General features: G+C 59.4%; 20 protein-coding genes. 10 read left to right on the top strand and 10 right to left on the bottom strand.

All coding sequences use genetic code 11. The annotated features are described in order from the left end of the window. The 3 genes from MJ639_RS09670 to MJ639_RS09660 all read right to left on the bottom strand — a co-directional run. The coding region (locus tag MJ639_RS09670) for an aldehyde dehydrogenase family protein (protein WP_243370854.1) at nt 1–253 on the bottom strand (253 nt) is incomplete at its 3' end. Between the two features lie 105 nt (nt 254–358). After that, complete coding sequence (gene gabT / locus MJ639_RS09665; protein ID WP_243370848.1) at nt 359–1,636, bottom strand: 4-aminobutyrate--2-oxoglutarate transaminase; 1,278 nt, start codon at nt 1,634–1,636, stop codon at nt 359–361. Nucleotides 1,637–1,694: 58 nt separating this feature from the next. Further along, nucleotides 1,695–2,621: a LysR substrate-binding domain-containing protein gene (locus MJ639_RS09660; RefSeq protein WP_243370845.1), complete on the bottom strand. Its 927-nt coding sequence runs from the start codon at nt 2,619–2,621 to the stop codon at nt 1,695–1,697. A 398-nt stretch (nt 2,622–3,019) separates the two neighbouring features. Between MJ639_RS09660 and MJ639_RS09655 the strand changes: the two genes are divergently transcribed. After that, nucleotides 3,020–3,727 (top strand): L,D-transpeptidase family protein, encoded by a 708-nt coding sequence (locus MJ639_RS09655; protein ID WP_243370843.1) that lies wholly within the window; start codon nt 3,020–3,022, stop codon nt 3,725–3,727. Between the two features lie 110 nt (nt 3,728–3,837). Here the strand turns inward: MJ639_RS09655 and MJ639_RS09650 are convergent, their stop codons facing one another. Both MJ639_RS09650 and MJ639_RS09645 read right to left on the bottom strand, forming a co-directional pair. Then, on the bottom strand, nt 3,838–5,217 hold the full coding sequence (locus MJ639_RS09650; protein ID WP_243370971.1) for an RtcB family protein: 1,380 nt from the start codon (nt 5,215–5,217) through the stop codon (nt 3,838–3,840). 957 nt (nt 5,218–6,174) lie between these two features. Then, nucleotides 6,175–7,734: a vWA domain-containing protein gene (locus MJ639_RS09645; protein WP_243370840.1), complete on the bottom strand. Its 1,560-nt coding sequence runs from the start codon at nt 7,732–7,734 to the stop codon at nt 6,175–6,177. Nucleotides 7,735–7,944: 210 nt separating this feature from the next. Here MJ639_RS09645 and rtcR point away from each other — a divergent pair, with 210 nt between their 5' ends. From rtcR to MJ639_RS09615, 6 genes are all read left to right on the top strand, one after another. After that, nucleotides 7,945–9,543 (top strand): RNA repair transcriptional activator RtcR, encoded by a 1,599-nt coding sequence (gene rtcR, locus MJ639_RS09640; protein WP_243370838.1) that lies wholly within the window; start codon nt 7,945–7,947, stop codon nt 9,541–9,543. Between the two features lie 292 nt (nt 9,544–9,835). Beyond that, nucleotides 9,836–11,464 carry an ABC transporter substrate-binding protein gene (locus MJ639_RS09635; RefSeq protein WP_243370826.1) on the top strand — a complete coding sequence of 543 codons (1,629 nt, stop codon included), beginning with the start codon at nt 9,836–9,838 and terminating at the stop codon, nt 11,462–11,464. Between the two features lie 10 nt (nt 11,465–11,474). After that, nucleotides 11,475–12,410 carry an ABC transporter permease gene (locus tag MJ639_RS09630; protein ID WP_243370823.1) on the top strand — a complete coding sequence of 312 codons (936 nt, stop codon included), beginning with the start codon at nt 11,475–11,477 and terminating at the stop codon, nt 12,408–12,410. Next, entirely contained in the window at nt 12,407–13,279 is an 873-nt protein-coding gene (locus tag MJ639_RS09625; RefSeq protein ID WP_243370820.1) for an ABC transporter permease, read from the top strand. The genes MJ639_RS09630 and MJ639_RS09625 overlap by 4 nt, the downstream gene beginning before the upstream one ends. A 3-nt stretch (nt 13,280–13,282) precedes the next feature. Then, complete coding sequence (locus MJ639_RS09620; RefSeq protein ID WP_243370817.1) at nt 13,283–14,944, top strand: dipeptide ABC transporter ATP-binding protein; 1,662 nt, start codon at nt 13,283–13,285, stop codon at nt 14,942–14,944. Further along, nucleotides 14,910–15,734, top strand: a complete 825-nt coding sequence (locus MJ639_RS09615; RefSeq protein ID WP_243370814.1) for a DUF1684 domain-containing protein — start codon at nt 14,910–14,912, stop codon at nt 15,732–15,734. Before MJ639_RS09620 ends, MJ639_RS09615 begins: the two co-directional genes overlap by 35 nt. Before the next feature lie 178 nt (nt 15,735–15,912). On the opposite strand, the gene MJ639_RS09610 is transcribed toward MJ639_RS09615, so the two are convergent. The 5 genes from MJ639_RS09610 to MJ639_RS09590 form a co-directional block, all read right to left on the bottom strand. Continuing rightward, entirely contained in the window at nt 15,913–17,352 is a 1,440-nt protein-coding gene (locus tag MJ639_RS09610) for a porin (protein WP_243370969.1), read from the bottom strand. A gap of 154 nt (nt 17,353–17,506) precedes the next feature. Next, complete coding sequence (locus MJ639_RS09605) at nt 17,507–19,075, bottom strand: aspartate:alanine exchanger family transporter (protein WP_243370810.1); 1,569 nt, start codon at nt 19,073–19,075, stop codon at nt 17,507–17,509. 9 nt (nt 19,076–19,084) lie between these two features. Further along, a complete protein-coding gene (gene pflA / locus MJ639_RS09600; RefSeq protein ID WP_243370808.1) occupies nt 19,085–19,906 on the bottom strand; it encodes a pyruvate formate-lyase-activating protein in 822 nt (273 codons plus the stop codon). 4 nt (nt 19,907–19,910) lie between these two features. Then, complete coding sequence (pflB, locus tag MJ639_RS09595; protein ID WP_243370804.1) at nt 19,911–22,241, bottom strand: formate C-acetyltransferase; 2,331 nt, start codon at nt 22,239–22,241, stop codon at nt 19,911–19,913. Nucleotides 22,242–22,313: 72 nt separating this feature from the next. Then, nucleotides 22,314–23,672 (bottom strand): L-serine ammonia-lyase, encoded by a 1,359-nt coding sequence (locus tag MJ639_RS09590; protein WP_243370801.1) that lies wholly within the window; start codon nt 23,670–23,672, stop codon nt 22,314–22,316. Nucleotides 23,673–24,631: 959 nt separating this feature from the next. Here MJ639_RS09590 and MJ639_RS09585 point away from each other — a divergent pair. The 3 genes from MJ639_RS09585 to MJ639_RS09575 all read left to right on the top strand — a co-directional run bounded on the left by MJ639_RS09585 (nt 24,632) and on the right by MJ639_RS09575 (nt 26,997). Next, nucleotides 24,632–25,753: an AraC family transcriptional regulator gene (locus MJ639_RS09585; RefSeq protein WP_243370796.1), complete on the top strand. Its 1,122-nt coding sequence runs from the start codon at nt 24,632–24,634 to the stop codon at nt 25,751–25,753. A gap of 129 nt (nt 25,754–25,882) precedes the next feature. Next, on the top strand, nt 25,883–26,695 hold the full coding sequence (locus tag MJ639_RS09580; protein WP_243370793.1) for a DUF2092 domain-containing protein: 813 nt from the start codon (nt 25,883–25,885) through the stop codon (nt 26,693–26,695). Next, nucleotides 26,692–26,997, top strand: coding sequence for a hypothetical protein (locus tag MJ639_RS09575; protein ID WP_243370790.1), 306 nt, complete (start codon nt 26,692–26,694; stop codon nt 26,995–26,997). The genes MJ639_RS09580 and MJ639_RS09575 overlap by 4 nt, the downstream gene beginning before the upstream one ends. Nucleotides 26,998–27,000: the final 3 nt, after the last annotated feature.

The raw sequence follows: 27,000 nt of genomic DNA, 5'->3' as shown, positions 1-27,000 counted from the left end.
GGATGACGCTGCGCTCCTTGGCGGTGCGCTGGGCCCATTGCTTCTGGACCGCGTGGGCCTTGGCGATGGCTTGGCTTGCAGCCTCGGGGCCGAGATCGGGCACATGGGTGATGAGCGCGCCGTCGAAGGGATCGGTGACGGGAAGGGTTTTGGCGCCATCGACCCATTCACCTGCCACATACGCACGCGAAACAAGCAAAGATGGGTCCTTCAGAGCAGGAACACGGGCAGCGGTCTTCGTATGGGCAGTCATATGAAGACTCCTTTCTTCTACGTCAGCTTCCCCTTTCAAAGAACCTCTCGGCAGGAGCTGAGAGGGCACTTACGAGGGAAATGGATAATTCGCTTGAGCAAGACCTTAAGCAGCGAGCGCCTGTTCCAGGATGCTCAGGCCATCATCGATCACAGCATCTTCTGCCGTCAGCGGCACGAGGATACGGATCGTGTTGGCGTTGGTGCCGCATGACAGAAGGATCAGGCCGTTCTCATAGGCTCGCTGGACAACCTGTTTGGTTGCCACAGGATCAGGTTCGCGGCTGGCGCGATCCTTGACGATGTCGAACGCCACCATCGCGCCTGGGCCACGGATATCGGCGATGGACAAAAGATCGTTGCGGCCTTGAACCCCTTCAAGCCAGGAGCGCAGGCGCTGGCCGATAGCGTCAGCCCGGTCGAGCAGTTTCTCTTCCTCGAAGACATCCAGAACCGCCAGAGCCGCAGCACAGGCCAGCGGATTGCCCGCATAGGTTCCACCGAGCCCACCGGGATCGGCTGCATCCATGATCGGGGCTTTTCCAATCACTCCCGAGAGCGGGAAGCCGCCGGCGAGGCTTTTGGCGACACAGATCAAATCGGGAGACACGTCGTAGTGCTCCATGGCGAACATCTTGCCGGTGCGGCCGAAGCCCGTCTGCACTTCATCGGCGATAAGGACGATACCGTGCTCGTCGCAGACCCGGCGCAGACCATGCATGAGCCTTGCCGGAACTTGATGGAACCCGCCCTCGCCCTGGATAGGCTCGACAATGATGGCCGCAATCCGGGACGGATCGGCATCCGCCTTGAAGATGAAATCCAGGTACTTCAGGGCGTCTTCGGTGGTCACGCCATTATGTGGCGTCGGGAATGGAACGTGCCAGATCTCGGGAAGGGCCGGTCCTAATCCCTTCTTATACGGCACGACCTTACCCGTGAGAGCCGAGGCCAGAACCGTGCGGCCATGGAAGCCGCCCGTAAAAGCGATCACGCCCGAGCGCCCGGTGGCGGCGCGAGCGATCTTCACTGCGTTCTCGGTCGCTTCGGCGCCTGTGGTGAAGAGCGCGGACTTGAGCGGCCCAGGAATAGGAGCCAAAGCGTTCAAACGCTCGGCAAGGGCAATATAAGGCTCGTACATCACCACCTGGAAGCAGGTATGCGTAAAGCGCGTCATCTGCTCCTGAACGGCCGCGATGACCTTGGGGTGGCAATGACCGGTATTGAGCACCGCGATGCCTCCGGCGAAATCGACATAGCGCCTGCCTTCAACGTCCCAAAGTTCGGCATTGCGTGCGCGGGAGGCAGAGAGAGGCGTCGCGTGACCGACCCCTCGCACGACAGCGGCGTTGCGGCGGGATAGAAGAGCGGAGTTCGTAGCCATGGCCCTATCACCTGTGTTGATGCAACGCAGGCTAAGCTGGCCTAACCAGGCTCAACAATCAGCTATTTGTCCTCATTGTTGCATCAGATGCATCAATTGCATGCTCGTCCAGCAGCTCTGTCAGCCAATTGCGCAACGTCAAAATAGAGGGATCGCGCCAATGCCCGGCTGGAGCAATCAAGTAGTACCCGCCGAGCCTTACATCGGATGGGACGATCTCGACGAGCCGTCCTGTCTTTAGATCCTCTTCCACAAGGAACCGGTTCGCGAGGGCAATCCCCTGCCCCAGGCACGCAGCTTCCACAGCCAAATGCGCATGCCAAAGGCGAGACCCCCGAAGAGGTGGGACCGCTGTAACGCCCGCCCTAGCAAACCACCTCTCCCATTGATGCGTCGATTCCTCATGAATCAACGGGAGGCCCAGCAGATCAGAGGGCTTCGAGAGCCCTGGATAACGAGCCCGAAACGAAGGGCTGGCCACCGGAAAGACTTGTGGCTGCGCCAGCAATGTCGCCTGGAGGTTATGGGCGGTTTGGAGCTCAGCGAGATACACAATCTCCACATCGGCCTCCCCGCGCCCGAAGTCCGGGCGCGACAGAGTCGGCTGCAGCGTGATCTCAAGGGTTTTCAGGCGCTCCTGAAGTTCCGACAGCCGAGGCAAAAGACGTCGGTTGGCGATCCCGGGAATGCACCAGATGTTCAGGCTTTCCCGCTGCTGAGGACGAATATCCTTGACTGCTTGGCGAAGAATCCCGAATGCTTGCGAGATCTGAGCGTGGAATGCCTGACCGGTCGGAGTGAGGGACAGCCCCCGTCCGCTCGGCTCCACCAGATCGATTCCTAAGTCGAGTTGCAGGTTGTGCAAGTGACGGGACACGACCGTCGGGCTGATGGAAAGCTCTTCACCCGCAGCCCGGACGCTCTGGGTCCGCCCTACGGCTTCAAAGGCTTTGAGAGCGCTGAGCGATGGAAGCCGCTTCATCATGACCGATCTTGTGCCGAGTACTGACGCATCGCAGCCTAGACAACCGGCTTTCGCAGACAAAGTCCACTAGCCGATCGTTTCAGGATATCAACGTGTATGCCCAAAGCGGACCTTGGTCCCACCGCCAGGCAATCTCGGCGGTGAATGGCCCATCCAGACCCGCCTGCGTGGACAGGAATTCCTCACTACGGGTCACACTGCCGCTCAAGCTTGAAAAACCTTCAATACCCTTCAGCACAGAGACTGGCTGCAGCATTGGTCGCAATCGAGCCAACCCCGCACAGCGGGAACTTGGGCTTGTCAACCGGGCCGTGTGACGGCAATCTCAACTCAACAAGACGTTCAGCGGGTGGTTGCCGGACTATTTTCTCGTCGGGCAATAGACAAGGGAAAAGACCATGATCATGGACGATAGGACTGCCGATGCCGGCAAGGCAAACGGGGATGCTTTGCTCGAACAGCGAGCGAATTTTCTCAGCCGCCGATCGTTTCTGGCCGGCTCGGCCGCCAGTATAGGCGCACTGGGGCTCGCGGGCTGCGTATCCGACGGCATGAGCGCCGCCGAGGCATCGAGGGTCTATGGTCCGGTGCCCAATGAGAAGTTCCCGATCCCGGCGATCGATGTCAGCAAGGTCGATCCGAAATATTATCGCCGGACCGTTCGCTACGAGACCAAAGAGGCGCCCGGTACGATCATCGTCGATCCCGGCAATTACTATGTCTACCGCATCGAGGAAGACGGAAATGCCACCCGCTACGGCGCCAATGTGGGCCGCGACGGGTTCCGGTGGAGCGGAGAGGCCTATGTCGGGCGCAAGGGCGAATGGGCGACTTGGACCCCACCGAGGGAAATGATCAAGCGTCAGCCCGAGGCGGCCAAATGGGCCGGCGGCATGCCGGGTGGCCTCGACAATCCGCTCGGCGCCCGTACGCTTTATCTCTATCGGAACGGCGCCTACACGCTCTACACGATCTATGCCAGCCTCGATGCGGAATCGATCGGCAACGGCATCACAAGCGGCTGCGTCGGCCTCCTTACTCAGGACATGATGCACCTGTACGACCGTACGCCCGTCAAGACGAAGGTGATCGTCCTGCCGGCGTAGCAGCGCCCCTGCAGGGCTGATCCTGGAGTCTGAGCCATTATGTGGATGCGTCTTCATGCCTTGAGCATGAAGGCGCACTCGCATTGTCCGACCGCTCCAGCATTCACATGCTACGAGCGCTGCTGTTTCTTCTTGGGCCAGGGTGCATTCGCCTCCCAATCGCCAGCCATGATGCAGCCATAGGGCAACACCTCGTCGACGATGTCGGCCAGCTCGTAACGCTCGATCTGACGACGCACCGCTGCGGCGTTCTTATAGGCGCTCGGCAACTCCGAAATATCGGTGACGCCTGAGAAGAAGCGCGCATCGATGCCTTTCGTCTCCTCAGCGAAGATATCAGCATCGCTGCGACCCGCCTGCATTCGCCGGTGCTGACTGCGCGAGAAGTTGCGCCCCGCACCATGCGGTGAGAAGCCAAGACCATGCGGCGCGTTCTTGCCGCGTGCGATCAGGATCGGCTCCGCCATGTTGAGCGGGATCAACGTCAGATCCGTCGCATCGTCGGCCCAGTTGTCGAAGGCAGGCGTTGCGCCCTTGCCGTGATAGAACAGGCCATCCGAGCGCCGGAAGACGAAGTTGTGCTCGTTCCAGAAGCGATCCGCGACCTTCGCGGACAGGCGCTCCGCCGCCAGATCATGGATCAGCATGTGGTTGGCCTTCGTCCAGGCGCGGATGGTCTGCAGCGCTTCCCAATAATCCTCGCCTTCCTTTGTGTCGGCAGGGATCCAGGCATTCTGCGGCAGCGTCTCGGGAGAGAGCTGCTTACGATAGCCTTCGGCGACCTTCATGCCCTTCGCATACAGACGCGCTCCCGGACCGCGCGAGCCGTGATGCGTCACCAGCGCCGTTTCTCCCGTCGACTTGATCGTGCCGACATAGGCGAAATGGTTGCCATCTCCCTGAGTACCGAAATGCTCGATCGCAGCGCTCATCACGTCGCGCAGAAACGGGTTGGCGTCGATGCGTTCGGCAACGTGCTGCGGCGGACGGATCTGCTGTCCGCGCTGCCGTCCGCCCGGGCCGAAATGCGTCACCGCCTGCACGGCATCGAGCAACGCGGCCGGTGCCACGCCCGGGAAGACGGAGATCGCCATGGAGCAGCAGATGTCGGCGGAGTGCATGCCAGGATGGATTCCTTCAGACACGGCGACACCGCCCACGGGGATCGTCCCAACGGGACCAGCAGGGCAGGCATCAGGCATGACAGAACCTGCACGGACGACCGGCGTGCGCATCAGCTCGCGCATCGTGCGTGTGACGGCTTCGACATTGGCGGCCTCATGGGCGTTCTCCGCCTCGATATTGAGATGAAGCGGCATCGAATCCGGTGCGTGCAGCGCGCGCGCCGGAGGCGGCTCAAAGCCGCGCGCGGTCGCCAGCGCCTCCTCAAAGGAGCCCCCGCCTTCCAGCACGGCGTTAGCAGCACTCAGCGCCTTGCTGAACCACTTTCCCTGCGCCATTCCGGCGTCAATCAAATCCTGTCCACTCAAAACCAAAACTTCACCCATCTTCCTGTTTCCCGAATTGCTGTTCATTGACCGATCGACGGCAAGGAACAGCGAGACTTTTTTATTCCGCCACTTCGCGATCAGCGAAGGAAGAACACGAACCTTCACGCCTGTCAGACACCTGCAGATGCGGGCTGCGTCTGCCCTTAATCCCACCTGCATCCGTTTCCCGGCAGAAAGGAATGACAAGATTGATGCCAGACTGTCGGCCGCCCAAGGGTAGCCGAGCGGATTCGAACCGCCATGGACCAATGTAGTCCGACAAGCATTCATTCCCTTCCCGACAACGGGCGGCGAGATTGTTGCGAGACTTTGACTGAGCTACTTCCTGCTGTTGCCGGAAGGGATGGATTGAACACCCGACCTCCTGCCCCTTGCGAGGCAGGCGCTCTCACCTGTAGTCCCACATGCATCCGCCCGCCGACCTGGCGACCAGAAACGGCAAGACATTTTTTACCTGCGCTACTCCGCTCTTGAGAGCAGAGGGGTGATTTGAACACCCGACCTCCCGCCTGATGGCGGGCGCGCTACCTGTAGTCTTGCCTGCATTCGCCATTTGCAATGCCGCGGCGACAAGAATGGACGAAACCCGGAATGCCCCGATCGTGCCAGAGAGCGCCTGCAAGGCGAGGAGTCGAACCTCGCGAACATTCCTATGGTACGTGCTGTAGTTCCGTCCGGCATTCGCCGCGTCTTTTCCTTTCCTTCCTTACCTCGTTTCATTCCGGCAATGGCCATGACGACAAGAGTGATGAAACATCGCCTGCCTTACGACAGGCACCTGCTCTACCGCTGAGCTACGGGCCCGCAGATGGTGGACCCGGCGGGATTCGAACCCGCGACCTGGAGGGTAACAGCCTGTAGTTCCATCGGCATTCGTCATGCCTTATCCGAGTTTCTTCTCTCATGGCCCCGGCGGCATTTCCGCCGGGACCCTTGTCAAAGTTTTACCGCCTCGATCGTGCGCACCCAGTGATCCGGGTCGCCTTTGGAGGACAGCATGGTTCCGATCACGTCGAAGACACGATCGGAAAAACCGCCGACATTCAGCACGTCAGCACTGGGCTTGGCCTGCGCCGTCGTGTAGGGCTGAATGTCGATGCAGACGAGCTTCGCCCCAGGGTTCATCGCCTTGAGCTTCTGCCATTGCTGCATCGTCGCCGTGCCCTGATGCGCATGACCAATTGCATCCACCCAGGACTGGTTGTCCGATACGAACACCACGAGATCGACCTTGGCGCGTTCGCTCACCAGGCGGGCCAGCGGCGCGGAGCAATTCGTTCCGCCTCCGCCAATCGCGGCAAGCTTCTGCGCATTGGTCATCACTGTATCGCGCGCATTGAGGCGGATATCGACCACGTCGTTCTCGAACGGCAGCACCCGAGCGGTAGGATTGCGTCGCAGCAGCGCAGCCGCCACCAGGGCAGCCACATCGATGCAGCGCACCACCGAGGTGGAGCCCTTGCGGTAGCCGGTCGCGGGCGAGCTCATCGAGCCCGACACGTCCGGGCATACGACAACGCGGCCCTCGATGCTCGGCACGTTGGCAAGCGCGATTTCCATCGCATCCTGCAAAGCGTCTCTGACTACCTCGGGAACTCCCGCATCGACGGTGCTGAAGGCCACCATCAACTGGTACGGAAACACGCGCGAGCGCCGCACTTCCTCGGGATCGCGCAGCCGCGTCGCCAGCCTCTCGGCAAAGCCCTCGACCTCGAACACGCCGTTGCGCGCGAAGGTGTTGAGGTTCTGCCGCAGCATCTGCCAACCGGCCTTCTCCGCGATCTGAACCCAATGCGCCTGAGTGAGCGGCAGCGAGGTCAGCATCTGGAACGGCACATCCGGCACCGGCAGCGTCTGATCGCGCTTGAACGCTTCGAAGGCCTTCACCATGTCGGGCAGCGCCAGTACATCATGTGGCTTGCCGATGAGATAGCCGTAAAGAGCTGCCCGCGAGGCCGATTTCGGCTTGGGATGCACCATCTTCACGACATCGGCCAGCGACGGATCGTTGCCGACAGTAGCCCGCAGAATTTCTACATCCGACGCCTGCTCGAGCCATTCGAGCACGAGCCGCTTCGGGCGCGTTCCCAGCGACTTACGACCAGTCGCGCCGGAGCGCATGACCTGGACGAAGTTGCGCAGCATCTTGCCGTTCTTCACGATGCGTCGAAAGGCGAGATCGAAATCATGGCCCTGCATCATCGAAAGCACAGCCAGCAGCAGTGCCGGCATGTCCTTCATGTAACCGGTTTCATAGGCATGCACGGCGGTCTTGGCGAGGAACTCCGGCTCGACCTGCCAGGCAAGCTTCAAAACCTGATCCAGCTGCTCCCGCGTATCCGCATAGAAGGTCGCGTTGAACGTTCCCGTCGATGCCAGCTGTGCCAGAGCCTGATGGGGCGTGAGGCTGTAAGCCTGGGCGCCCTCATGGTTCACGGCGTCAGCACGCGGGAGCAGCTTTCCCTTGATCGTCGCAAACACGGATTTGTTTGCCATGGTTCTCTTCCTTCTGTTCACGCCGCCTTCTGAGCAAGTTCCGTGCCAAGCTGAGCAGGAGAAGAAAAAATTGACGAAAGAAAAAGCTAAGCTGCCGTTTTTATTAATAAAAATATCTCCCACTAGCTTCGTCTCTTGGCGACGCCGTTGAAGACTTTCCTAGAAACTGATATCGAAGGATATAGCGTTTATAAAAATGGATAATCTGGAATGCGCAGACGCGTCGCTATCGGCTTTCTCGGCACCACGCTGGACGCAGGCCGTCATAATCGCTGGCAGCGCTGGCGCCCCACGATCGCGCTATGCCAGCAGCCAGGCCTCTTCATCGATCGGCTCGAACTTATTCATGGGTCGGGTTCTGCCAGCCTTGCGAGGCAGGTCATAGACGATATCGCGCAGGTCTCCCCAGGAACGGAAGTGAGATCGCACGTCATTGAAATGGAAGACCCCTGGGATTTCAGCGAGGTCTATACGAGCCTGCGCGGCTTCGCCCGTTCCTATGTCTTCGATCCCGAACGCGAGGATTATCTCGTCAACATCACCACCGGCACGCATGTGGCTCAGATTTGCTGGTTCCTGCTCACCGAAGCGCATTTCATCCCCGCTCGGCTCCTGCAGCTGTCACCGCCGAAGAATCGTGAAGGCGACGACTATTCCGGCACCCATTCGATCATCGACCTCGATCTGTCGCGCTATGACGCTATCGCCACGCGTTTTGCCGCCGAGCATGAGGAGGCAACGTCCTTTCTGAAATCCGGCATCGCGACACGCAACCGCGCTTTCAACGCCATGATCGACCAGATCGAGAAGGTGGCGATCCGCTCGCGCGCACCAGTGCTGCTGACTGGTCCGACAGGCGCAGGCAAGTCGCAGCTGGCAAAACGCATCTACGAGCTGAAGAAGGCACAACATCAGGTATCGGGCGCTTTCATAGAGGTAAACTGCGCCACCTTGCGCGGAGATCAGGCGATGTCGACCCTGTTCGGCCACGTCAAAGGCGCCTTTACAGGTGCGCAGGCAGCCCGCGGCGGACTGATGAAATCCGCCGACAAAGGCATCTTGTTTCTCGATGAGATTGGCGAATTGGGGCCGGATGAGCAGGCGATGTGCCTGAGGGCCATCGAAGAGAAGCGTTTCCTTCCGGTCGGTGCTGACGAAGACGTAACCTCGGATTTCCAGCTTCTTGCCGGCACTAATCGGGATCTGTCCATTGATGTGAGCGAAGGACGGTTTCGCGAGGATTTGTTTGCCAGGCTCAACTTATGGACCTTCGAGCTGCCGGCCCTGAAAGATCGGAAAGAAGATATCGAGCCGAACCTGGCCTTTGAGCTGCGCCGCTTCTCCGAACGCGAGGGGCAGAACGTGACTTTCAACAAGGAGGCGCGCGAGCTCTATCTGAAATTCGCCATGGCGCCGGAGGCCCTCTGGCGCGCAAATTTCCGCGACTTATCCGCATCGGTGACCCGTATGGCAACGCTGGCACCGCAAGGGCGGATCAATGAAGAAACCGTGCGGGACGAGATCGGGCGCCTGACACGATTATGGTCGCCAACCAAGAGCAAATCGGCCCCGGAGGCGCTTCTGGAAAAAGTGCTCGGCACTGAGCGTAGTAAGGCCATCGACCTGTTCGACCGCGCTCAACTGGCAACAGTGATTGCTATATGCCGCGAGAGCTCATCGATGAGCGCGGCCGGACGAGAGCTTTTCGCCGTCTCGCGATTGAACAAGAGCAGCGGCAACGACGCGGATCGCCTGCGCAAATACCTGCTGCGCTTCGACCTGACCTTTGAGAGCATCAAGAGCGCATGACACATTGCAGCGCGCCCTAGGATTCCAGCCCAGCCACTTGAAATGTTCTTTTTTAAGAACAAAACCTAGCAAAAAATCATACAGCCTCCAGACAGAATGAGAGGCCAATTCCCTCCTTATTTTATGCCTAAGGCAATCTGCTCTCGGAAATCGCCGCCGAACAGCCCTACAGCATTTTGTTCGTTATGAAGAACAAAACCTATTGACATGAATAAAAACCGGGAGAATATTTTTCCCTCTTCATGTCAAAGGCTCGTTCGCAGCCGCCAACCCATTATCGGAGAACAACAACATGGCGCGGTTCGATTCTGTCGCGGGGCTCGCACGAAAGGCCGGCCTCGCCTTGTGGGCGTCATCCGCGCTCACTCTCATCCCCTCTTCCGGCTTCGCGCAAGGCACGCCGCAATCTGGCGGAACCTTGCGCGTCGTCACCTATGAACCGCTCTGCCTGGATCAGATCGAGGGAACGTCACGCAATACGCAGACGGCCCTGCAGAGCATCTACGACCGCCTGGTTTCAGAGAGCCTGGATGGCAAATTCCATCCTTGGATCGCGAACCAATGGACGATTTCCGAGGATCAGCTCACCTACACCTTCACGATCCGCGATGGCGTGAAGTTTCACGACGGCACGCCGCTGGATGCGGAAGCCGTGCGCTTCAACCTCCAGCGCTGGCTCGACGTGAAGAAGGCCGGTGGCGCCCCGATCGAGGCGATCTCCGCCAATGGCAGCACCGTCACCGTCAAACTACGCAAGGCCTATAGCCCGCTGCTTCATGATCTGAGCGAGCCTGCCCTCGGCTTCATCTCGCCCGCCTCCATCCAGAAGTACAGCAAGGAGGAGCGTTGCGCGGGCGGCCCCGCTATCACTGCAGGTTCAGGGCCGTTCAAGGTTCTCTCCCGCACCCCGGGCCGCGATCTCGTGTTTGAGCGCAACGACGATTACAATTGGGGTCCGAAGGACGCCGCGCATGAGGGCAAGGCCTATCTCGACAAGGTCGAGCTGCGGTTCCTGAAGGAAGATTCGGTGCGTGTCGGCGCCGTCGAATCGAACCAGGCCGATATCGCAACGGGTGTTCCCGCGATCTCCATCGAGGACATCAAGGCGAAGTCGCACCTGAAACTCCTGCAGACGCAGCAGCCGGGCATTCCCTGGTCGTTCTGGCTCAATCAGTCCAAGGCACCGCTCAACGACGTCAAGGTCCGTGAGGCGCTGCGCGTCGGCGTCGATTATACGGGTCTCATCGATGCCGTGTTCCTCGGCACCGCAACTCCAGCCTACACGGCTCTCACGCCTGCCGTTGCCACCGGCTATGACGCATCGCTTGAGAAATCTTGGAAGTTCGACGCCAAGAAGGCGCAGACGCTCCTCGACGAAGCCGGCTGGAAGCCCGGCGGCGACGGCATCCGCGTGAAGGACGGCAAGCGTCTCACCCTACGCGGCATTTCGGCTGCTCCGTGGACGAACCAGCAGCGCGATCTCTACGCGCAGGGCCTCAAGGCAGCCCTTGCCGCCATCGGCGTGGACTATATCCGCGACGTAGTCGATTTTGGCACGGCCGATGCACGCTTCAAGGCGAACGAATACGACATCGTCGACACGTCGCAGGCCGCAAGCGAGCCGAACCTGCTCTACGGAGCGTTCTACTCCACCGAGACCTGGGACAAGGGCAACACCAACTGGGGCTTCGTGAAGGACAACGATCTTGATCGCGCCCTTGCGGACGGCCTTGCGACGACGGATCGCGAAAAGCGGATCGCCGCCTACAAGACCGCGCAAAAGATCATCAACGATAAGGTCTATCTGATCCCGATCGCGAACCCCACGGTGCTTCTCGCAGCCAACAAGAAGGTTCAAGGCGTCACGTTCGGAACCTCGGGCCAGATCGGTTCCTATTACGACGTGTGGCTCTCGAAGTAAGGAATCGGTCTTGCACATCGCAAGAGAGCTTTTTATCCGCATTCTCGCGGGAGCAGCGGTCCTCTGGGCCGCTGCTTCTTTGGCTTTTGCCGTCCTGCAACTCTTCCCAAGCGATCCGGTGCAGGTGATCTACGGCGCGGATTCCTCCGTCACGCCGGAACTGCGCGCCGCCATCCGCGCCGATTTCGGTCTCGACCAACCGGTGCTGGTGCAATACCAGCGCTTCGTCACGCGGATCGCACAGGGCGATCTCGGCATCTCCTATCAGCAGCGCCGCACCGTGGCTTCGATCATCGGCAGCGAAATCGGTTCCACGCTGACGCTTGCCTCCCTTGCCGTTCTTGCTGCCGTCGCCATGGCGTTCCTTGCCTCTCTTCTCACGGCGGGACGTCCGGGCCTGCTGCGCCGTGCGCTGTCTTCGTTCGAACTCCTGAGCGTTTCGACGCCGGTTCTCTGGGTCGGCATTCTTCTGCTCACGTTCTTCTCGTTCCAATGGCAGCTTTTCCCGGTGGTGGCCGATGCCGGTTGGCGCTCCCTCGTCCTGCCGGTTGCGACCCTTTCCATCGCCGTCTTCGGGAGCCTGAGCCAGGTGATGCGCGAAGAGATGGACCGGGCGCTCGAGCAGCCCTTCATTCTCACCGCACGCACGCGCGGCCTTTCTGAATGGGCGATCCGCTGGAAACATGCGCTCGGTCACGCGCTCATCCCAGCCATCACGATCAGCACGGAAACCTTCGGTGGCCTTCTGGCCGGCTCCATCGTGACGGAACAGGTCTTCGGACGCCCGGGGCTTGGGCGCATCACCCTTGAAGCGATCACCAACCACGACATTCCCGTGGTGATGGGAATCGTGCTTTTCGTGGCTTTCGTTTTCGTCGCTCTCAACATTCTCGCCGACCTGCTCTACAGGCTGGTCGACCCACGCTTGCGTGTCTCATCCCGATGAATCCTTCCTCCTCAGAACTCATCGATCCCGCTGCGAAGTCACCGGCACGGCCCTTATCGGCTTGGCGACGCATTCCCATCGGTGTCGTGTTGGCAACTTTTGTCGTCGCCTTCCTCGTCCTGTGCGCGCTGTTTCCCACGCTCATCGCGCCGAAGGATCCCTACCAGCTGAGCCTGCTGCATTCGCTGCGTGCGCCATCCCCGGAGTTTCCGTTCGGCACGGATCAGCTCGGACGCGACATCTTTTCTCGCGTCGTGCATGGCGCGAGCTATTCACTCTCCATCGGCATTGGCGCCACACTCATTGCTGTCACGGTGGGTCTTTTGGTCGGCCTGATCGCCGGTAGCGCGGGCGGTGCGGTTGACCTGGCCTTCATGCGCATCATCGACGTCCTGCTCGCTTTTCCCGCCCTGTTCATGTCCATGGCGGTGGTTGCGCTTATCGGCAAAGGCAGCATGAACGTGCTTCTCGCCATCGCCATCGCGGAAATCCCACGCTATGCGCGCATCGTGCGCTCGCAGGTGCTCGTGGTGCGCCAATCCGGCTACGTGGAAGCTGCCCTCATCCTGGGCCAACGACGTTCGGTGACGCTGATAAAGCATGTGCTGCCCAACACCATCGGCCCGTTGATCGTGCTGTCGACGCTCGGCATCGGCAGCGCCATCCTGTCTTCGGCGGCGCTCAGCTATCTCGGTCTCGGACCGAAGCCTCCGACACCGGAATGGGGCCTGATGCTGGCCGAAGGGCAAGGCTATCTGCGCAAGGCTTGGTGGATCGGCGTGTTTCCTGGAATCTTCGCAACCCTTACCGTCGTTTCCACCACCATTCTCGGCCGTTATCTCAAGGCGCTTTCGGATGGCAGGGCCTGAACCATGAGCCTTCTGACAGTCGAAGACCTGAAAGTTTCATTCCCCGGCACGGATGCCGTTCGGGGCCTGAGCTTCTCCGTCGATGCCGGTCAATGCGTCGCCATCGTCGGTGAATCCGGTTCCGGCAAATCGGTGACGGCACGCGCCTTGGTCGGCCTTGCAGGCGACAATGCAGCCGTCACAGCAAAATCCTTGCGTCTTGGAGAGAAGGATCTGCTCCGTCTCTCGCCGTCGCAATGGCGCTCTGTGAGAGGCCGTGATGTCGGGTTCGTGCTGCAGGACGCGCTGGTTTCTCTCGATCCGCTCAAAACCATCGGCTCTGAAATTGCGGAAGCCCTGACGCAGCATGTCAGCTTGCCCCACGTGCAGGTGCGCCAGAAGGTTATCGATCTCCTGTCATCGGTCGGTATTCCCGACCCGCAAGAGCGTATCGGGCAATTCGCGCATCAGCTCTCCGGTGGCCTGCGCCAGCGCGCCCTGATCGCATCGGCCATTGCCGCGAGCCCTGCCCTCCTCATTGCCGATGAACCGACGACGGCGCTCGATGTCATCGTGCAGGCGCAGGTTCTCGACCTGCTACGCGACATGAAAGCAAAAGGCACAGGCCTTATCCTCATTTCGCATGATCTCGCCGTCGTCGCTTCGCTTGCCGACCACATCATCGTTCTGAAGGATGGGGTGGTGGTAGAAACGGGAACGCCCGAGCGCATCTTCACCGATCCTCAAGCGGATTATACACGCGCCCTGCTCGCCGCGATTCCGTCTGCCTCCACTCGCGGTAAGAAGCTGGCGCTCGACACATCTTCTCAAGCTCTATCTGAACCGTCGCCCCGTGCCGACAAGCCGGCACTCGAAGCAACGTCCCTGATCAAGAGGCTCGGCAAGCGCCTCGTCGTCGACCGGGTGAGCATTGAGCTTCGCACAGGAGAGACTCTCGGCCTTGTCGGAGCATCCGGCAGCGGCAAGACAACACTTGCTCGACTTCTCCTGGCGCTTCAATCGCCGGATGAAGGCGAGGTTCTGCTCAAAGGCGCGCTTTGGTCTCGCCTGACGGAAAGCGAGAGAAGACGCCTACGTCCGCGCATCCAACTCGTTTCACAGGATCCGCTCGGTTCGTTCGATCCACGTTACCGCGTGATCGACATCATCGCCGAGGCGCTCGAGCTTGCGGGGCTGCCGAAGAACGCCTGGAACGCGCGCGCCACCGAACTCATGGCGTGGGTGGGATTGAGCGATCAACATCTCCCCCGCCGGCCGCGTCAATTGTCGGGCGGCCAGCGCCAGCGCGTGGCCATTGCCCGCGCCCTGGCCATGGAACCTGAGATTCTGATCTGCGACGAGCCCGTTTCCGCCCTCGATGTCTCGACGCAGGCGCAGGTTCTCGACCTGCTGGACGATTTGAAGAAGAAACTCGGTCTGACAATATTGTTCATCTCGCACGACCTCGGGGTGATTCACCATGTCAGCGACCGCGTGCTGGTGATGCATGCGGGCCGCATTGTCGAAGAAGGCCCCGTCGAAGAGGTCTTTGCGAATCCGCGCGATGCCTATACGCGAGACTTGTTCGCCGCGATCCCGCGCATTCCCGAAGCCAGCGCGTTTCGGCAGCACAATCTTTCTCGGAGCAATCATGTCGGCTCAGACATACGACCCATCAGCGCTTGAAATCTGGCACGAGAAGCGCCTCACCACCCTCACGAAGCCGGATGGATGGCTCAGCGTCGTCGGGCTGTCGTGGCTGGAGCGCGGAACCTGGCATTTCGGCTCGTCATCCGACAGCGATATCGTCATTGCCAACATTCCATCATCGGCCGGAACAGTCACCTTGAACGAGAGTGGCTCCGTCACCGTTAGATTCGAGCCTGACACGAAGGGCACGATCGACGGCAAGGCTTGTCAGGAGGCCACACTCTCCGCTGATCCGGCAGCCCCGACCCTGGCTGCGATCGGAGATGTCTCTTTCTATGTCATCGAGCGCAACGGCCGCAAAGCGCTGCGCATCGTGGACAGCGGCAGCCGCAACAGACAAGACTTCATGGACATTCCCCGTTTCTCAGCCGATCCTTCCTGGCGGATCGTCGCCGATTGGGTCGCGCTCGAGACCCCACAACCTTTCGAGGTAGACAGCATCATCGGCACGGCGAATACGGTTCTTGTCACGCACAAGGCGGTTTTCAATCGCGACGGACGCAAAATTGAACTCTGGCCGACGCACGGAACCGAGACGGCTCCCATGTTCGTTCTGCGGGATGCCACATCCGGCCATGAGACATACGGCGCAAGCCGCTTCCTAACCGGCGAGATCGATGGAAGCCAGATCGTTCTGGACTTCAACAAGGCCATCAACCCGCCCTGCGCGTTCACCGATTTTGCGACCTGCCCCCTACCCCCAGCCGAGAACAGACTTCCTTTCCGCATCGAAGCAGGGGAAAAGCTCCCGCGCTTTCGCGGGTAAGGAATGAGGCTGCGACGTCTTCGGGTTTTGCTTCTTCCCATCAGAGGAAGATTTGCTCCAAGGCGTCGTATGCCAACGAACGGCATGGGCCTGACCAGCGGCGAAGTAGGTTATGCCGGTGATCAGGCTGCTATGCCATGTCCGTTGAAGTTGTCTTAAGCTGCTGGCAACACGCCGATCAGAAATCGCGCTGGACGCGGAGGCGGCCTTCCCATGTTGATTCCAGTCCGGTTGCCCGGAAAGTGCCCGTAGGGTCGCCGGAAGCCGTCGTGATGGGCGTGGCTACACGTTCACGCGGATCAACTCCGATATAGAGCGCTTCGACGCCGATGAGGAAATCCTTGACCGGTGTCCAGATCACGCTGGCACCGACTCGATACTCATCGAAATCAACCAGGCCTGTGGTCGTGCCGGCTGTGCCCGCGGCAACTGTCGCCGGGGTTGCCGGTATCGTGTACTGAGCGATGCCGGGCGCATCAAAGCGCATCCAGGAACCGAAGATGTTTGTCTGGACCGTCGGCGTCCAATTGTGATTGAGACCACCGGCGATAGCATAGGCCTTGTTCGTCTTGAAATCACCCGTGAAGGGATCGACGAAGGCATCGGTGAACGGCAGTGCAAGAGTGCCTGCGCTGATGAAACCGTTGCTGATCGCGCCCGCCTGGCCGGCATTGAGATAGCCGATCGCGCCATCCGTGTAGGTTGCCGAGATCCACACGGTATCGCCCTCGCCGAGGGCCGGCACATTCGCATAGCCGTGTGCGGCGATCGCAAAGCCGTAATCCGTATCTGCGAAGGCAGGATTGGGCAGGTTGGTGATGGGATTGAGCACAGGAACCGTCACGCCGCCAACGGTGGTAAAGCCCGCCGATACGTCGCGAATCTGGTGCAGGGCACCAGAGAGCTGAACACCGCCCCAGGTGCCCGTGTAGCGAATGTTGGCAACGACATCCGGCATCCGCTCGCCGCCATAAGTAAAGGGGATCGGCGCGAAAACAGGAGACGGGCTGCCTGCTCCGAAGAAGGGGAAGTCGAGCTCGTTATTGACCCTGCGCTCGGTTCCATCCTCAAGCGCCAGGGTCGCCGAGAAACCGTTGCCGAAGGAGAACGTGTAGGCGAACAGGTTCACCTCTGCGACCGACGGATCATCGAAACGCAGATCTCCGAAATTCGGGGCTGGAAGGTTCGGATCCGTGAAGAACGAAACTGCGCGACCCGCCGTCAGGCCGCCAAACTGAACGTAGGCCTGATTGATGTTGGCAGTCGTGGAGCTGAAGCCGTAGGCACCGGTATTCCGGGTCATTTCCATGCGGATATAGGTGCGCAGCAACCCGTAAGCCGTGGCCGTGCGCGCATCGATATTCACCCGACCGCGGCCGCGGAAGCCGATACTGGTGTCGGCTCGGTTTGTCGGTTCGACATAGAGAGCTTCAGCGCGGACCCGGCCGCCGATCCGGAGGCAGGTTTCAGTACCGGGGATGTAAAAAAACCCATTTCCATAAGTGGAGCATACGCGGACATATTCGACCGGGGCTGCACTCTTTGCGGGGAGGTCGGCGGCCTGGGCGCTAGTACAAATAAACGCTACGCAGCCAAGTAACAGCGTCCGGACAAGCATCATCGCAAGTGCTCCGAGATAGGTACACAGTCACGCTTTTGTGAAATTTGTGCAGATAAATGAGTAGACGTCAAGCAAACTCCGTGAACCGGATGCCTGACATCTTGCAGGTTCCTTCCCGATGTTGCCGAGAGGCACCATCAGAGGACTTGGCTCAACCCAGCAGCACCTGGACGGCGATGATCTTGACGATGGTCATGCTCGGGAAGCAGATCGCATAGCCGATATCCGTCCGCTCGGTAGGGGCAAGCCGCCCAGCAGCAACGACGATGGCGGGGTTGCCCGTCGAGCCGGCACAGACACCCAGCAGATCATCGAACGGGATACGCAGAAAATAGCCCGCCACCAGCACGATCAGGACGAGCGTGAAGAGAACTGCGGCTCCTGCGAGGAGAATCTGGATTCCGTTGGTGGCGACGCTTTGAACGAATGGGCTGCCCGCCCCAATAGCGACGGTGCCGATGAACACCGAAAGTCCAAGATTCCGCAGGACCAAGTTGGCGACAACAGGGATTTTCCAGCCCAGCGGACCCGTGCGGCCGAGCCAGCCGAGAATGAGGGCCATGACCAGCGGCCCGCCAGCGACACCAAGGCTGAAGGTGCCCCCTCCCGGCAATGGGACGGGAATCATGCCGAGCAGAAGGCCAAGCGCGATGCCGACGCCTATCGACACGAATGATAATTCGGCATTGCCTTTGACGCTGTCACCAAAATGACGCTGAACCTCGGCTTTCCGGTCAGTCGGCACGGCGGCAACGAGCATGTCGCCGAATTCGATCGTCAGATCAGGTGATGCGATGATGTCGACATCACCCCGGCGGATATGGGAGATGATGATAGGAAATTCGGGAAGCGGGATTTCCCGCACATTCCTGCCGATGAAAGCCGCCTTGGAAATATAGACCCGCGCGACGTCGAAATTGGCGCGATCCCGACTGATGCGCCCTGGATCCTCATGCCCCATCGTTGCTTTTGCCTGCTCGATGCTCGTGGGCGAACCGACCAGAAGCAATCCGTCACCTTCATGAAGTACTGTCTCGGCGCGAGCCGGGGCGTTCATGTGCTGCTGGCGGACTGCGACGATCTTGATGTCGGATGGGAGAACCGCAGAAATATCTTCGACCGTTCTGTCTTCGCAATTCGACTCAAGAGTCAGCTCCGCGATCCGGACGTTCTGCGAAGGTGCCTTGAAGGTTGGCTTCAGCCATGCGGCCATGATGGTCATCAAGACAATCGGCCCGATGACTCCGAAAGGATAGGAGACCGAATAACCGACAACGGGGTCCTGATTGCCTGCTACTGTCAGCGCAGCCTGTAGAGTCGGCGTGCTGGTACCCGATCCTGCGAACAATCCAGCTGCCGTTGCCATTGATATTCCCAGCGGGGCCGCGAGTGAAACAGCCACGAGAAGCGAAGCGACCACGGCAACAGTCGCGAGGGCTATATACTTGATGCCGGGGCCCCTCAAACTCGCGAAGAATTGCGGTCCATATTGAATACCGACTCCATACACGAACATCACAAGCCCGATCGTTCCGACCATTCCGGGAGGCGCAGCTTTAGGCGCAAACGCTCCGATGATGAGGCCTGTGAACAGCACCGCGCCCGCGCCGAACGAAACTCCGGCGAACGAGATCTGTCCGATGGCATAGCCGGTTGCAATGGCAAGAAACAATGCCAGCAAGGGTGAAGCCTCAAGCAGTGTACGCACGATATCGAGCATTGATCATCCTCATCTTACGCGACAGCCTGCCTCACGAAACTGGCCTATCACCCGCGCCACCAATTCCGGTGACGGCGATGGAGTATCGGAAAGCTGGTAATCGAGGCCTATCGCCTTCCATTTGAAGGCGCCCATTTGATGGAACGGAAGAACCTCCACCCATTCCACATTGCGCATCGGCGCGACGAAGCGGGCAATACCTTCGACATTATCAGGGGCGTCTGTCAGGCCTGGCACCAACACGAAACGCACCCAGACCGGCTTGCTAAGTGCTGCAAGCCGTTCGGCAAACTGAATCGTCGGGCGTATGTCCTGACCAACGGCCCGGCGATAGGTTTCCGGGTCCCAGGATTTTATATCGAGCAACACGAGATCGACCTGGCTCAGATATTCGTCATCGGCGCGTGCGCCGAGAAAGCCCGACGTATCCAGTGCAGTATGAAGACCCATTCCCTTGGCGGCGGCAAACAGCCGCTTGGTGAAGTGAGTCTGCACCAAGGGCTCTCCGCCCGAGATCGTCAATCCGCCGTCCATGGCACGCAGCGGTGCGGCATAAGCCTGAAGCGCGGTCTTGGCACGTTCGAACGAGACGCGCGTGCCATCCTTGAGATGCCACGTGTCCGGGTTGTGGCAATACAGGCAGCGCAGCAGGCAACCACTCATGAAGACCGTCACGCGAACGCCAGGTCCGTCCACGGTAGAGCCTGTCTCATAAGAGTGTATCCAGCCGAAATCGCCGCGAGGATCATTGAACTCGGCGGTTTCCGGCGCGTCCGGAGATCGTGCCTGCTGAAGATCGTATCGACTATGTGCCCAAGGCTCGTCAGCCATGACCTCAGCCATCTCCATGGAAAGTCCGGCTGATGACGTCCATCTGCTGTTCGCGGGTGAGGCGCACAAAGTTGACGGCATAGCCCGACACGCGGATCGTGAGTTGTGGGTACTTGTCAGGATGCTCCATGGCGTCGAGCAGAGTGTCACGGTTGAGGACATTGAGGTTCATGTGGAACCCGCCCTGGCCGCAATAGGTATCCAGCACCTTCACCGCCTGCTTGATCTTCTCACCTTGGTCGAGGCGATTGAGGCTCGGCGTCACCGACACGGTATAGCTGATGCCGTCCTGCGCATCCGCATAAGGCAACTTCGCGACCGACAGGCAGGAGGCAAGCCACCCATGGCTGTCACGGCCATGCATCGGGTTGGCGCCGGGGGCGAACGGCTCCCCGGCCTTGCGCCCGTCCGGCGTGTTGCCCGTGTGCTTGCCATAGACGACATTGCTCGTGATGGTCAGCACCGATTGGGTGTGAACGGCATTCCGGTAAGTCTGATGCTTGCGGATCTTCCTCATGAAGGAAGAGACTAGATCGGCCGCAATGCTGTCGACCCGGTCATCGTTGTTGCCGTATTTCGGGAAGTCGCCCGTGATTTCGTACCCGGTGACAAGCCCGTCCTCGCGGCGAATGGGCTTGACCTCGGCATGCTTGATCGCGGACAGGCTGTCCGCCACCACAGACAGGCCTGCGATGCCGAAGGCCATCGTGCGCAGGATCTGCTGATCGTGCAGCGCCATCTCCAGACGCTCGTAATAGTACTTGTCGTGCATGTAGTGGATGCAGTTCATGGCGTGGACATAGGTCCGCGCGAGCCACTCCATCATGACGTCGAATTTTTCCGTGACATCGTCATAATCGAGCACCTCGCCCATCGCCGGAAGGGCGGATGGCGCGATTTGCTCGCCGCTGACTTCGTCTCGGCCCCCGTTGATGGCGTAGAGAAGGCATTTGGCGAGGTTCACCCTTGCGCCGAAGAACTGCATCTGGTTGCCGATGCGCATGGCCGAGACGCAGCAGGCAATCCCGTAATCGTCACCCCAATAGGGGCGCATCAGGTCATCGTTCTCATACTGGATGGACGATGTTTCGGCCGAAATCTTGATACAGAAACGCTTGAAAGCATCAGGCAGGTGCTTCGACCAGAGCACCGTCATGTTGGGCTCGGGTGCCGGACCAAGATTCGTCAATGTATGAAGCATCCTGAAGCTGGTTTTCGTCACCAGAGGCCGACCGTTGAGGTCCATGCCGCCGACGCACTCGGTCGCCCAATAGGGATCGCCGGAGAACAAGGCGTCGTAGTCGGGCGTGCGCAGGAAGCGGACGATACGCAGCTTCTGAACGAGCTGATCGATGAGCTCTTGCGCTCCAGCCTCATCGAGAGCGCCACTCTTCAGATCCCGCTCTATGTAGATATCAAGGAATGAGGAGATTCGGCCGATGGACATGGCCGCGCCATTGGCTTCCTTGATGGCGCCGAGATAGCCGAAATAGGTCCATTGGACCGCCTCGCGCGCGTCCGCGGCGGGCCGCTTGATGTCACAGCCATAGCCTTCTGCCATCGTCGCCAGATCGGCCAGCGCCCGCATTTGCTCCGCAAGCTCTTCTCGCTCCCGGATCACATCGTCCGTCGGCCATTTGGCGTCGAGCAAGGTCCGCTCCAGGCGCTTTGCCTCCAGCAACTTGTCGGTTCCATACAAGGCGACCCGACGATAGTCGCCGATGATCCGCCCGCGACCGTACGCGTCGGGCAGGCCCGTGATGATGTGGCTGCGTCGGCAGGCCATGATCTCGGGCGTGTAGGCGTCGAAGACCCCGTCATTATGGGTCTTGCGATATTTGGTGAAGGTCTCGTGGACGATAGGGTCCGGCTCGAACCCCGCCGCCTTCAATCCGCTTTCCACCATGCGAAGGCCGCCATAAGGCATGATCGCACGGCGGAACGGGGCATCGGTCTGCAGGCCGACAATGATTTCATTATCACGATCGATGTAGCCAGGCTTGTGAGCTGTCATCGACGATGGGGTTTTGACGTCCACGTCCAGAACGCCTTTGCGGATCTCCTCCTTGAAGTAGGGCTGGAGCTTCTCCCAGACAGCTTTCGTCCGCTCGCTGGGCGCCGCAAGAAACGCTTCATCGCCCTCGTAGGGGGTAACGCTCCGCTGAATGAAATCGCGGACGTCGACAGCGTGCTGCCAACGTCCTGGTGCGAAGCCAAGCCATTCGTTGACGGCGCCTGCAGCATGAGAGCCCGAGGTAGGGCCTGCTTGCTCGTGCTCTTGCTCCGACTTGAGGGATCCCCCAGATCTTTGAGCCGTTTTGACGTCGTCTGGCATGGTACGTCCTCCCATGATCCCTACGGTATTTCACTCGGCAGAAACTTCTATCCTCGTGCGAAGCCTACAGGCTCAGCAAAGAACCAGGTTCTGGGCGAGACCGGCCTCGCTCGTTTCCTTGTATTTCGGATTCATGTCGCGAGCGGTGTCCGCCAGCGTCTTGATGGTCGTGTCGAGATCCACACGATGCCGGCTTGCGATTTCGTTGGTGGCAATCATGGCGGCCGTCCAAGCCTTCACCGCTCCGAAGGCGCAGCGTTCGATGCAGGGAACCTGCACATAGCCCGCAACCGGATCGCAGGTCATGCCCAAATGATGCTCCAAAGCGGACTCAGCGGCATTTTCGATCACGTGCGGCGGGCTGTTCATAACCTGCGTGATCAGCGCCGCTGCCATCGCGGAGGCAACGCCAATTTCGGCTTGGCATCCACCTTCTGCCGCTGCAAGGGTCGCGTTGTGCTTGCACAGATAACCGACGGCAGCGCCGGCCAGCAGACCTTGCCGGATCTTATCCATCGGCACCGCCCGGCCGCTCTGCGTCAGAGCGTAAACGATGGCCGGCATCACTCCTGCCGATCCACCTGTCGGTGCGGTGATGACCAGATGCCCACGGGCATTCTCCTCGGAAGCGGCGAGTGCGCAGGCTGACACCATTCCGATCGCTCGGTCACTCATATAGGTGTCGTTCATCGCCCGCTCCCAGACCGTGGCAGCTTTGGAATGAAGCTTGATCGGTCCAGGCAGAACATCATCCTTGTAGGAAAGCCCGGTCTTCACGGTTGCGATCATCGCATTGGCGATCTTGTCCAGGAAGGCATTGATTTGTTCTTCGTTCTTACCGGACACGGCCATCTCGTTCGCCATGACCACATCGGCAATCGAGAGATTGTTGTTCTCCGCGTGCTGCCTCAATTCCTTCATGGTCGCATAGGGATATTTCGGAGCGCCCTTCTTCGGAGGCTCGTAGCCCTTCCACTCGATGAAGCCACCGCCTACGGAATAATATTCCTGCTCATAGAGAACGTTGTCGCCGGCCATGAGCTTGCAGGTCATCGTATTCGGGTGCGGGAAATCGCCTTTCGGCGCGTCGTAGACGATATCTGCAAGCGACAGGTTGAATGTCTTGCTGCCGAGTTTGACCGGATAGGTCTGCTGCGGCTTGGCAATCATCTCATCGAGGAACATTGGATCTACCGTTGCAGGCTCCTTGCCCACCAGACCTGCGAGCGATGCTCGCTCGGTCCCATGCCCCTTGCCGGTGGCGCTCAGGCTGCCGAACAGATGAACCTTGAGACCGGTAGCCTTGGCAAGCTGATCCGCAGGCAGCTTCGTACAACGCTGATAGAAGTCGTACGTGATGCGCATCGGCCCGATCGTGTGCGAGCTCGAGGGACCCGGACCGACCTTGTAGAACTCGTCTGCGACCGTCATGACCGGCCCCCTCGACGTCTTGACGACATCGAGATCGGGGGAAAGCGCGGAACTCATTTTCAAGCCGGCATCATCTCCCGCTGCGGCCTTCGCAGCCTTCTGCGCAGAAGCTTCTGTGGCAGCTTGCTGTGCGCGAGCTTCAGGGCTCCAGGTCGTACCAGTCATAACAGCTGCCGCGCCAATAGCAGCATGCCGGATGAGGAACGCGCGGCGATCAATACCTGTGGGGATGTCCACGGATTCTTCTGGCGTTGAGGGAAAGAGATTGTCGTCTTTGCTGGATTGAGTCATGAGCGCGTCCTCCTGATCGAAAAGCAACGACGCCATAGAGCGTAGCCTTGCTTCTGCTCTCATTACTGGCGGAAGGATTTGTCCTTCCTTTCCCTCAATCCTAAGCAGAGCAGAACGATGTGCTTGATCGAAACGGACAATCTCTTGACAGTTTGAGCTTTACCGATCCGGATGAACGGATCAGCTCGGTTCACGTCCGCTGTCAGTACCAAACGGACAATGGAGTTTACGCTCATGAAGTGAGGAGTGCTGACCTCCCAAGCAGCAAGCTGCAGTCGCTAGCTCCAGCCAGAGCAGCAAAAACGTTATTTAATTTTATTGATGTCGCCAGCTATGTCCCTCAAACAGCGGCCAAGCTACGAAGGTAGTACTACTTTTTATCATCTGCCAGGGCTGAGACGCTTCGTTTGTGTGAAGCTTGTCCATATTCTCCAAGGCAACGTCAGTATTTTTTACTGCAGCGATGACGTTGGAATATTGGACGTTTCGGGACGATTGCTTGACCGGAAAGGACAAATTGAGAGGAGATCGCGGGACAAGTCCGCAAAAAAGTCCTATATTCGTTTAACATATGTTTATGGAGCATAAGCCCCGGCTTTCGTGCTGATTGCGCCGAGTGTGAGTATGTAGCGCGGTCGCTTTCAAAATTTGACGGAAGGGCCATGGTTATGACTGACAGCATCGGACCTGCGTCCGAAATCATAAGCAACCGTCGCGAGAAGCCCATATTCTTCTCGCCGAAGGTTCTTGCAGGATCTAGCCGCACACTTCCACCTGGTTACATTCATCTCGGAGTAGCCAAAGAGATCGCGCCGATCTTAAGCGAGTTCAATGTCGACTCTGTCCCACTCATCCGCGAGGCAGGGCTCGACCCAGCTCTTTTCGACGATGGAACGAATGTCATCCCGCACGCCGCTCTAGGCCGCTTGTTGAGCTTGTGCGTTACACGCACCAACTGCAACCATTTCGGCCTCCTCGTCGGCATGAGCGCGTCGATCCTATCCCTGGGGATGGTTGGACGCTTGATGCAGCATTCGGAGACGTTGGGTGACGCCTTGCGGGCTCTCGTATCCAACCTCTGCATTCAGAACCGAGGCTCGGTGCCATCACTGACCGTCAGCGACGATGTGGCTATCTTCACCTTCTCCGTTTACCAATCCGAAGCAGAAAGTGCGGATCAGATTTCGGACGGCTCCCTTGCCGTTGCGGTCAACGCCATGCGCTCCTTGTGCGGCCCTGAATGGCATCCCCTTGAGGTCTTATTGCCTCGCATGTGTCCAAAGGATCAGGAGCCATATCGGCGACACTTCCGGGCTCCTGTGAGATTCAATCAGGAAAGCGCTTCCATCGTTTTTCCGGTTCGGGACCTAAAGCTTCGTATCCCCGGTGCGGATCCCATGATGCGCGCCATGCTGGAGGAGCGGATTCAGCAAATGAAGGGTGCTCAGGGCTCCGAATTTTCGGACGATATTCGGCGGCTACTGCGGATGCGGCTGACCAGCAACCATTGTTCCGCAGACGAGATAGCACACCTGCTGGCCATTCATCGTCGCACCCTCAGCCGCCGCCTGAAGGATAGTGGGATGGGCTATAGGGCCATTACCAATGAGATCCGGTTCGAGATAGCCCGGCAGTTGCTCACGGATACTCAAGTCCCGCTTGCCCAGATTGCAGCGGCCCTCGGCTATTCGGAGGCCAGCGCCTTCACGCGGGCATTCCGGCGCTGGTCGGGCCAGACGCCGAAGCATTGGCGCGACAATGGCCTCAGGAGTGATCTGGCAACGGCTTAAAGTGTCAAAAGATTGTCCTGGTCGGTCAAGCATGGCGGCCCTGCAAGCCTAGAGTGATCCCAAACGCTCTTGAACCAAGCGTCGAAATACGACTGCTTCATTCGCGAGAACATCGGGGAGGATCACTGAATGAGACAAGGGATCTTTTCATTCTCGGGCTCAGGGCCCAAGGCGTTCGCGCTGGGACTTCTGACAATCATAGGCATTGTTAGCGCTCCGGCACCTGCAGCATGGGCGCAGTATGGAGATGCTCAGGGCATTCTCAAGACCATGGCGGATTACGTCGGGCGCCAGGAAAACGTGTCTCTCAAATATGATGCCGATGTCGAAGCGGTCACTCCGGCTCTCGAGAAAATCCAGTTCAGCGCCTCGGGTGATATCACATTGAGCCGTCCGAACAAGTTCCGGGTCAGCCGCACCGGCGGATATGCTGATGTCGAGCTCATCTCAGACGGATCGAACGTGACCATCCATGACCGCGGCGGCAAGCGATTTGCTCAAGTTCCAGCCGCAGGGTCCTTCGAAGAGGTTGTCGACCGGCTTCGGGCGGAAGCGATGCTCGAGCTTCCTGGAGCCGATCTCCTTCTGTCGAAATCCTATGATGAACTTATGGCAGGAGTTCTTGAAGCCAAGCATGTGGGCCGAGGTGTTGTTGAAGGTGTCGAATGCGAGCATCTCGCGTTCCGCAACCTCGACACGGATTGGCAGATCTGGATCGAGATCGGCGAGCGCCCGGTCCCGCGCAAATATGTCATCACGAGCAAATCTGTCGGCGCTTCACCTCAATATACATTGCGGCTCAGAGACTGGAAGGCGGGCGTCAACCCAACGGCCGATGCGTTCGCGTTCAAGCCTCCGGAAGGATCAAACGGCATTGCCATTACGCTTCTCAAGGATATCAATGAAATCCCGGCCGGCATTATTCCCGGAGGTACAAAATGATTTCTCTCAAACGAATTCGTCTTGTAGCGCTCTCGGTTCTCGCCATTGGCGCAGGCTTGCTCTGGAACGATAGCCGCCAGGGATCCGGTGGCTCGTTCATCAGCACAGCGGAGGCGAGAGTTGGCCGGCCCGCAACGCCCATGAGTTACGCTGGCGTCGCACGCCGTACTACCCGCCGCGCGACAGCTTATGGAGCAGCTGCTGGCGCAGCAGCCGCGGCTGGAACCTATTATTATCATGCTGCGCCTGGCTGCGAGCAGGTCGTGAACTCTTATGGACAGATCGTCTACCGCTGTCCGTAAGTG

The organism is Microvirga solisilvae (genome assembly GCF_022808595.1).
Taxonomy (GTDB): domain Bacteria; phylum Pseudomonadota; class Alphaproteobacteria; order Rhizobiales; family Beijerinckiaceae; genus Microvirga; species Microvirga solisilvae.
The sequence above is the reverse complement of the archived record's forward strand: the minus strand, read 5'-3'. Positions and strand labels throughout refer to the sequence as shown.